At 32.3% G+C, this 7,553-nt stretch carries 8 protein-coding genes; 7 read left to right on the top strand and 1 reads right to left on the bottom strand.

Annotation, left to right across the window (positions count from 1 at the left end; genetic code table 11):
* From ABWO04_RS08680 to ABWO04_RS08655, 6 genes are all read left to right on the top strand, one after another.
* The coding region (locus ABWO04_RS08680) for a UDP-N-acetyl glucosamine 2-epimerase (RefSeq protein WP_353079190.1) at positions 1-1,042 on the top strand (1,042 nt) is incomplete at its 5' end.
* 4 nt (positions 1,043-1,046) lie between these two features.
* Entirely contained in the window at positions 1,047-2,255 is a 1,209-nt protein-coding gene (locus ABWO04_RS08675; protein ID WP_353079188.1) for a glycosyltransferase family 4 protein, read from the top strand.
* A 48-nt stretch (positions 2,256-2,303) separates the two neighbouring features.
* Entirely contained in the window at positions 2,304-3,227 is a 924-nt protein-coding gene (locus ABWO04_RS08670; protein WP_353079186.1) for an NAD-dependent epimerase/dehydratase family protein, read from the top strand.
* 22 nt (positions 3,228-3,249) lie between these two features.
* Positions 3,250-3,933 (top strand): PIG-L deacetylase family protein, encoded by a 684-nt coding sequence (locus ABWO04_RS08665; RefSeq protein WP_353079184.1) that lies wholly within the window; start codon positions 3,250-3,252, stop codon positions 3,931-3,933.
* Positions 3,930-4,499, top strand: a complete 570-nt coding sequence (locus ABWO04_RS08660; RefSeq protein ID WP_353079182.1) for a sugar transferase — start codon at positions 3,930-3,932, stop codon at positions 4,497-4,499. Before ABWO04_RS08665 ends, ABWO04_RS08660 begins: the two co-directional genes overlap by 4 nt.
* Positions 4,500-4,509: 10 nt before the next feature.
* The gene (locus tag ABWO04_RS08655) at positions 4,510-5,340 is read left to right on the top strand and encodes a formyltransferase family protein (RefSeq protein ID WP_353079180.1); all 831 of its coding nucleotides are present in this window, start codon (positions 4,510-4,512) and stop codon (positions 5,338-5,340) included.
* A gap of 800 nt (positions 5,341-6,140) precedes the next feature.
* On the opposite strand, the gene ABWO04_RS08650 is transcribed toward ABWO04_RS08655, so the two are convergent.
* Complete coding sequence (locus tag ABWO04_RS08650) at positions 6,141-6,689, bottom strand: DUF3575 domain-containing protein (RefSeq protein ID WP_353079178.1); 549 nt, start codon at positions 6,687-6,689, stop codon at positions 6,141-6,143.
* Positions 6,690-6,945: 256 nt separating this feature from the next.
* Between ABWO04_RS08650 and ABWO04_RS08645 the strand changes: the two genes are divergently transcribed.
* A partial coding sequence (locus ABWO04_RS08645) for a hypothetical protein (RefSeq protein ID WP_353079176.1) occupies positions 6,946-7,553 on the top strand: 608 nt, incomplete at its 3' end.

The following is a 7,553-nucleotide window of genomic DNA, read 5'->3' as shown; positions in this document are numbered from 1 at the left end:
TGAACATATAATAGTCCATACTGGTCAAAACTACGATTACGAATTGAATCAAATATTTTTTGACGATTTAGGCATTCGTAAACCGGATTTCTTTTTGGATGCTGCAGGTGCTACAGCTACAGAAACGGTAGGTCAAATATTAATAAAAATAGATCCACTATTAGCAAGTGAGCAACCTGACGCTTTTTTAGTTTTAGGAGATACCAATAGTTGTTTGTGTGCCATACCTGCTAAAAAACGTCATATTCCTATTTTTCATATGGAAGCAGGAAACCGATGTTTTGACCAGCGAGTTCCAGAAGAAACGAATCGTAAAATCGTAGACCATGTTTCTGATATTAATTTGACATATAGTTCTATAGCCAGAGAATATTTACTTCGTGAAGGTTTACCTGCCGATAGAATCATAAAGACAGGTTCGCCCATGTACGAAGTATTACACCATTATTTACCAGAAATTAATAAGTCGGATGTACTTACGAAATTAAATTTAGAAGAATATCAATACTTTGTAGTTTCCGCACATAGAGAAGAAAATATCAACAACGAAAAAAACTTTAAGGGATTAATGGATAGTTTAAATTTAATTGCAGAGAAATATGATTATCCAATTATTGTGAGTACACATCCAAGAACCCGGAATATGATAGATTCAAAGCAAATTGCTACACATCCAAACATTCAATTTTTAAAACCAATGGGCTTTAATGATTATAATGCATTGCAAATGAAATCTTTTGCGGTCTTGTCCGATAGTGGAACTATTTCGGAAGAATCATCAACTCTTAATTTTCCTGCATTGAATATTCGTGAAGCGCATGAACGACCAGAAGCCATGGAGGAAGCATCGGTAATGATGGTGGGATTAAACCCAGAACGCATTATGCAAGGATTAGTACAATTAAAATCTCAGAAAAGAGGAGCTGAACGCAATTTTAGACCAGTAGCCGATTATTCTATGCCAAATGTTTCAGAAAAAATGGTACGCATTATTTTGAGCTATACAGATTATGTTAAACGAACTGTGTGGAGAGAATTCTAATTAAATGAAAATATTACTAGTTACACAATATTTTTACCCAGAAAATTTCAAAAGTAACGATATTGCCGTTGAATTAACAAAAAAAGGGCATGATGTGACTGTTCTTACTGGATTGCCTAATTACCCGGAAGGAAAGATTTATGAAAAATACGGATTTTTTAAAAGAACTAAAGAAAACTACCAAGGTATTAATGTTATTAGAACATGGTTAGTTCCTAGAGGAAAAGGAGGGGGAATTAGACTATTTCTTAATTATTTTAGTTGGGCTTTTTTCGCATCTATTAGAGCTTTTATTTTATCATTTCAGAAAAAATTTGATGTGATTTTAGTGCATGAACCTTCTCCAATAACTCAAGGTTTTCCAGCTATTGTAGTAAAAAAAATTCAAAAAATTCCTCTTCATTTTTGGGTACTGGATTTGTGGCCCGAGAGTTTAACTTCAGCTGGTGGAGTTAAAAATAAATATGTTTTAGGTTTTTTTACTCATATTGTAAAATTTATTTACAACCAATCTGATAAAATTTTAATAAGCTCAAAAGGATTTAAAGAATCGATTATTTCAAAAGGAAATTATGAATCTAAATTAATCTATTTTCCTAATTGGGCAGAAGATGCAATTTCTAGTTGCAATAGTAATTATCCAATCCCAGAATTACCCAAGGGTTTCAAAGTAATTTTTGCTGGCAATATTGGTGTGTCTCAAGATATGGAAAGCTTAATGAAAACAGCTTTAGAATTAAAGTCTCATAGTGATATAAAAATAATATTAATTGGAGATGGCAGAAGCAAACCATGGGTAGAGAATTTTATTATAGAGAATAAATTAGAAGAAACGGTTTTTTTATTTGGTAAATATCCAATTGAAGCAATGAATGCATTTTTTAAATATGCAGATGGTTTATTAGTATCGCTAAAAGATGAATTAATTTTTAATTTAACTGTACCTGCAAAAATTCAAGCTTATATGAGTTCTTCAAAACCTATACTTGGAATGATGAATGGGGAAGGCGCTATGTTAATTGAAGAGGCTGGTTGTGGTTTCTGTGCTCCAGCAGGAAATTATAAAAAATTTGCAGAAAATATTATCTCGCTTTATAATTTAAATCATGAAGAAAGATATTTAATTGGAGAGTCAGGTTTTAAATATTATGAAAAGAATTTCAAACTTGAAACTTGCATTGATAATTTAGAATTAATACTTTCAAAAAAGTAATTATGAAAAATATATAGGTTTCCTTTTGGATATATAAAGTAACACATTATGAAAAAATTAATACTAATAACAGGAAGCTCAGGGTTCGTTGGACTTAACCTAACCGATTATCTTCAAAAAAAAGGATATTCTGTAAATGGCATTTCAAGAGCAGCTAAGAACGAAAATGAAATTACTTACAATTCATTAAACCAACAAGTTTGGGACACTTCTTCTGCAATGGTTCATGCTGCAGGAAAAGCTCATGATTTGAAAAAAACAGCAGCAGAAAGTGAATACTTCGAGATAAACACAGAGCTTACAAAAAAACTTTTTGACGCTTTCTTAAAAAGTCAGACTAAAGTATTTATCTATATAAGTTCAGTAAAAGCTGCGGCAGATAAAGTCGAAAATATTTTAGAAGAAGATGATCTCCCAACTCCAGTAACAGCTTATGGAAAATCAAAATTAGAGGCAGAACATTATATCCAATCTAAAGAAATTCCCTACGGAAAAAGGGTTTATATTTTGAGACCATGTATGATTCATGGTCCAAATAACAAAGGAAATTTGAATTTATTATACAGTTTTGTAGCGAAAGGAATTCCTTATCCCTTAGGGAATTACAAAAATGAAAGATCATTTGTTTCCATTGAAAATTTATGCTTCGTTATTAACGAACTTATTGAAAATAATATTGCCTCTGGTGTTTATAATGTTGCAGATGATGAAGCGTTGTCTACAAATACTTTGGTACAAATAATTGGTGAAGTAACAGGTAAATCAGCGAAAATTTGGAATGTTCCAGAGATAATAATAAATTTTATCGCAAAACTTGGAGATATTTTACCACTTCCAATTAGTTCAGAAAGATTGGATAAACTTACAGAGAATTACAGAGTTTCAAATAAAAAGTTAAAATTAGCATTAGGAAAAGAATTACCAATAAATACTAAGCAAGGACTAAAGTCTACAATTAAATCATTTCAATAATACTATTATAAAGCAATTAACAATGAAAGTTTATTTAACTGTTACTGCGCATCCAGATGATGAAATACTCGGATTTGGGGCAAGTGCGTACACATTGTCTCAACAAGGGCATAAAATTTTTAACTGCATCTTATCGGGCGATGTAGACGCGAGACAACATCGACCAGAGGTGGATAAGCTATACCAGGATACCTCTGAAGCTCAAAAAATAGTAGGTGCTGAGCCTGCAATATTAGGAAAATTTCCTAATATTAAATTTAATACAGTTCCTCATTTAGACTTGGTTCAATATATTGAAAGTGTTATTGAAAAAGTTCAGCCAGACATAATTATTACGCATCATCCCTATGATTTAAATAATGACCATTACCATACATCTAAAGCGTGTCAAGCAGCTGTGCGTTTATTTCAAAGAAAACCAATTAAGCCTTTAAATGCACTTTACTTCATGGAAATACCATCAAGTACAGATTGGGCATTTCCAGTAGATGGTCAACAATTTAGACCAGATACATTTATTGAGGTAGGTGAGGCTGGTTTAAGTCGAAAGTTAGAAGCTTTATATGCTTATGAAGGCGTTATGAGAAAGTATCCGCACCCTAGGTCTGATGAATCAATTCGAGCATTAGCAATTTTACGTGGTAGCCAAGTTGGGCGAAATTTATGTGAAGGATTTCAAACAGCAATGAATATTATAGAACCATGATGAATTATTATACAGTAAAACGGTTATTTGACATAATACTTTCCTTAATTTTATTGATATGCTTGTCGCCAATTTTTCTAATAATTGCTTTTATTATTCGTGTTCAAGATGGTGGACCTTCAATTTTTAGACAAGAAAGAATTGGAAAAAAGGGAGTCGTTTTTAGATTTTACAAATTTAGAAGTATGCCATTAAGCACTCCAAATGTAGAATCAAAAGACACAAAAAAACTTCAAATTACACCTTTTGGAAAATTTATTCGAAGAACTAATCTCGATGAGTTACCGCAGTTTTATAATGTGTTAAAAGGTGATATGAGTTTTATTGGGCCTCGGCCTCCGATTCCTTCTCAAACGGAATTAATTAAACTACGTCATATCAATGGAGCATTACAATTAAGTCCAGGACTAACAGGATGGGCTCAAGTAAACTCTTTTGATGGAATGTCAGCTACAGAAAAAGCAAAGTTTGATGGAGACTATGCATCAAAAATTTCTTTTGGATTTGAAGTATTGATTCTATTTAAAACTATCCTATACTTTACAAGAAAACCACCAACTTATTAATTAGAATATTATGAAAATAGCATTTTGTACTTGTGTTCAAATTGGCAAATCTTGCATCGAAGCGATTCTGTCAAACGGAGGTCGGTTTGACTTATTGCTTACCCTGCATGATCATAAATCTCAGAAAAAGTCTGGACGTGTTTACCTTGATGATATCGCTACAGTCAACAATATACCTTTATTTAAGTTGAATCATATTAATGATACTGATGTAGCTTCAATATTATTGGAGTATGAAATTGATTGGCTTTTTATTATTGGTTGGTCACAAATAGCATCTGCAGATTTAATTAGAATACCAAGAAAAGGTATAATCGGAGCTCACCCAAGTTTACTACCAATTGGACGTGGTCGAGCAGCTGTGCCTTGGGCGATTATAAAGGGGCTAGATAAAACGGGTGTAACATTTTTTAAAATGGATGAGGGTGTGGACACAGGGGATATGTTGGATCAGTTTGAAATCTTAATAAATTCTGACCAAACTGCTACAACGCTATATGAAATGGTAAATCATGCTCATGTAGAGCTTATAAAGCAAATTTGGCCCAAATTAATCGATGATTCTATTGTTGGGGTTAAGCAAGATGAGACAAAAGCAACGTATTGGGAAGGTCGAACACCTGCAGATGGAGAATTATTCAAAACCATGTCTATTTTAGAAGTAGATAAATTGGTTAGAGCTACGACTCGTCCCTACCCTGGAGCATTTATTATGCTTGATGAAATTAATAAATTGATTATTTGGGGTGGATCCACTCAACCAATACAAAAATCAAAGAGTATATCTTTTTGTGACGGTATTTATTACGCGTCCGATTTTGAAATTGTACCAATACAGTAATTTAATATATATTATAAGAAAAATCAATCTATACATATGCTATTCGCCGTGCTTTATAGATGAAGCACAAATCAATAAAATTGACATGTCTACCCCAAAATTACTAGCCGAAACAGATGCTGCCATGACTCAAAACCTTACCTTCAAAAAATACATTTACTACATTGTAGTTACAGTGCTTGGAAAAGGCTCAGGGGATCGAATTAAGAAGTAATTTGGTAATGTGACAATAAGCCAATGTGTCAATGAGACTATTTGAACATTCAAAATTCAACATTCGTTATTCAAAATTAAAGTTAGTTAAATAAATTTCGAACAACGAACAACTACCCAAGGCGCAGCCATAAAGTACAGCTAAAAACATAGTCAAACAAGAAGAGTAAAGAGTTAGGAGTAAAGAGTGAAAATTATAAACTTCTATGTACTTAAACTAATCGAAGTGTCTTTCTTATTTTACCTTATATGCCTTATATGGTCAATTAAACAGTTCAACATACAACATTCCAAGTTCGTTGTTCAATATTTAGAAAAGCTTTCAGTATTCAGCTTTTAGCTACTTGTTAACTTTTCAAGAAATACTTATCTCAAATAGTGAACCAATTCTTCATAATCTAATTCTCTCATTGGCACATTATCTAAATTCCCTTAGCGCGCATCTCGAAAAACTTCGCGAACTTTGCGCTTAAAATATAAGCGGTCAGCAATCAGCTGTTAGCTATTCGTAAATCCCAAATCGTAAATTCCACTTAATCAATCTAAAAATCTAAAGCTCTAACTATCTAACTATCTAACAATCTAACCTAAATTTTCCAAACCAAATTCACGCCACCACGATACGGTAACCATTCACCGCTTTTATTAAATTTATCAGCATCTTCATATCTTACACCTGTAGTGCTATCGTATCCTTTGTAAAAACTCTGAATCGTACCACCACCAACAAAAGCTTCTAAAGCAAACTTCTCGGTTAAAGCATACACATATCCTAAACTAATACCCGCCATATAATTATACCCTTTTTGATAATAATTACTATTGGCATAATTGTATTTTTGAAGATGAAACGTACTACCGCCTAGGTGCCCGCCAACGAAAAAACCAGTTTGGGTAGCTTTTGGGTAGTATCTTACCTCGGGCGTAATAATTAAAAACTTCAAAGGCATGTTGTGATAGCGATTAAAAGTAGAACCTATAACATCAATATGAAAACTAAAATATTTGCCAATTGGTCTTTCATAACCTATAGATGGAAAACCTAAAAGTGTTGTAGCTGCATTTACTTTTACTTTATGTTGTCCGTAGACCGACAAAGCGCCAAACAACAAACAAAAACCAATAATTCGTTTCATAATTTTTTTTGGTAAAGATACGATTATTGAGGGAAGTACAAAAGGACAAAGGTAAAAGGCAAAAGGTAAAAGGCAAAAGGCAAAAGGTGATAGTAATAAATCACAATTTAAAATCCCAAATTGTAAATCCCAAAACGTAAATCCCAAATCGTATATCGTAAATCCCAAATCGTAAATCCCAAAACCTTCTTTCCTTAAAAAAAGCGCTTAAAATAAAATATTTTTACTATTTTTGTTACATATTTAAAGCCCAAATATGCAAAAGCTACTAAAAAAATACATCAATTTAAAACGATTAAGTTTTCTTCCTAGTTGGTCTATTTTAATTATTGATATCTTCATAACTACATCAGTAGCCTTATTTACGTTTGTTACCTTTAGGATGATTGGTGTCGATTTTTATGAAACACTACAAACAAGCGTTCGGTTTTCAATATACTTAGGTGTAATATTTTTTTATTTCTTTCTGTTCAAAACCTATACAGGAATCATACGGTATTCGAGTTTAAAAGACGCGACTCGAATTTTCAAAGCAATTGCTTTTGCATTCACCACAATAGTGGCTTTCGACGCTTTTTATTTTATGAATTATGGTAAGCACGTATTTGTGATAATGACCATTTTCTTTTCTTCTTTGGTTATTATATTTGCCTTAATTTCTTTTCGAATTTTCATCAAAACGTTATTTAAATATTTTGCTGGAAATGAAGAAAAGCCCAAAGCAGAAAACTTAGTAATTATTGGGGTAAACAGCACCACTATTGCGTTAGCCGAAGCATTTGTAAACGACAATTCGCAATATAAATTACAATTTTTTATCGATAAAAATAAATTCCTAAATGATAAAAAAGTATTGGGAATTCC

Source organism: Flavobacterium sp. (genome assembly GCF_040382755.1).
GTDB lineage: Bacteria > Bacteroidota > Bacteroidia > Flavobacteriales > Flavobacteriaceae > Flavobacterium.
This window is presented reverse-complemented; position numbering and strand designations above follow the sequence as displayed.

Bases quoted from the DNA above. Each gene is read 5' to 3' on its own strand.
- ABWO04_RS08675 (WP_353079188.1), top strand. From the start codon at position 1,047: ATGAAAATATTACTAGTTACACAATATTTTTACCCAGAAAATTTCAAA.
- ABWO04_RS08670 (WP_353079186.1), top strand. From the start codon at position 2,304: ATGAAAAAATTAATACTAATAACAGGAAGCTCAGGGTTCGTTGGACTT.
- ABWO04_RS08665 (WP_353079184.1), top strand. From the start codon at position 3,250: ATGAAAGTTTATTTAACTGTTACTGCGCATCCAGATGATGAAATACTC.
- ABWO04_RS08660 (WP_353079182.1), top strand. From the start codon at position 3,930: ATGATGAATTATTATACAGTAAAACGGTTATTTGACATAATACTTTCC.
- ABWO04_RS08655 (WP_353079180.1), top strand. From the start codon at position 4,510: ATGAAAATAGCATTTTGTACTTGTGTTCAAATTGGCAAATCTTGCATC.
- ABWO04_RS08650 (WP_353079178.1), bottom strand. From the start codon at position 6,689: ATGAAACGAATTATTGGTTTTTGTTTGTTGTTTGGCGCTTTGTCGGTC.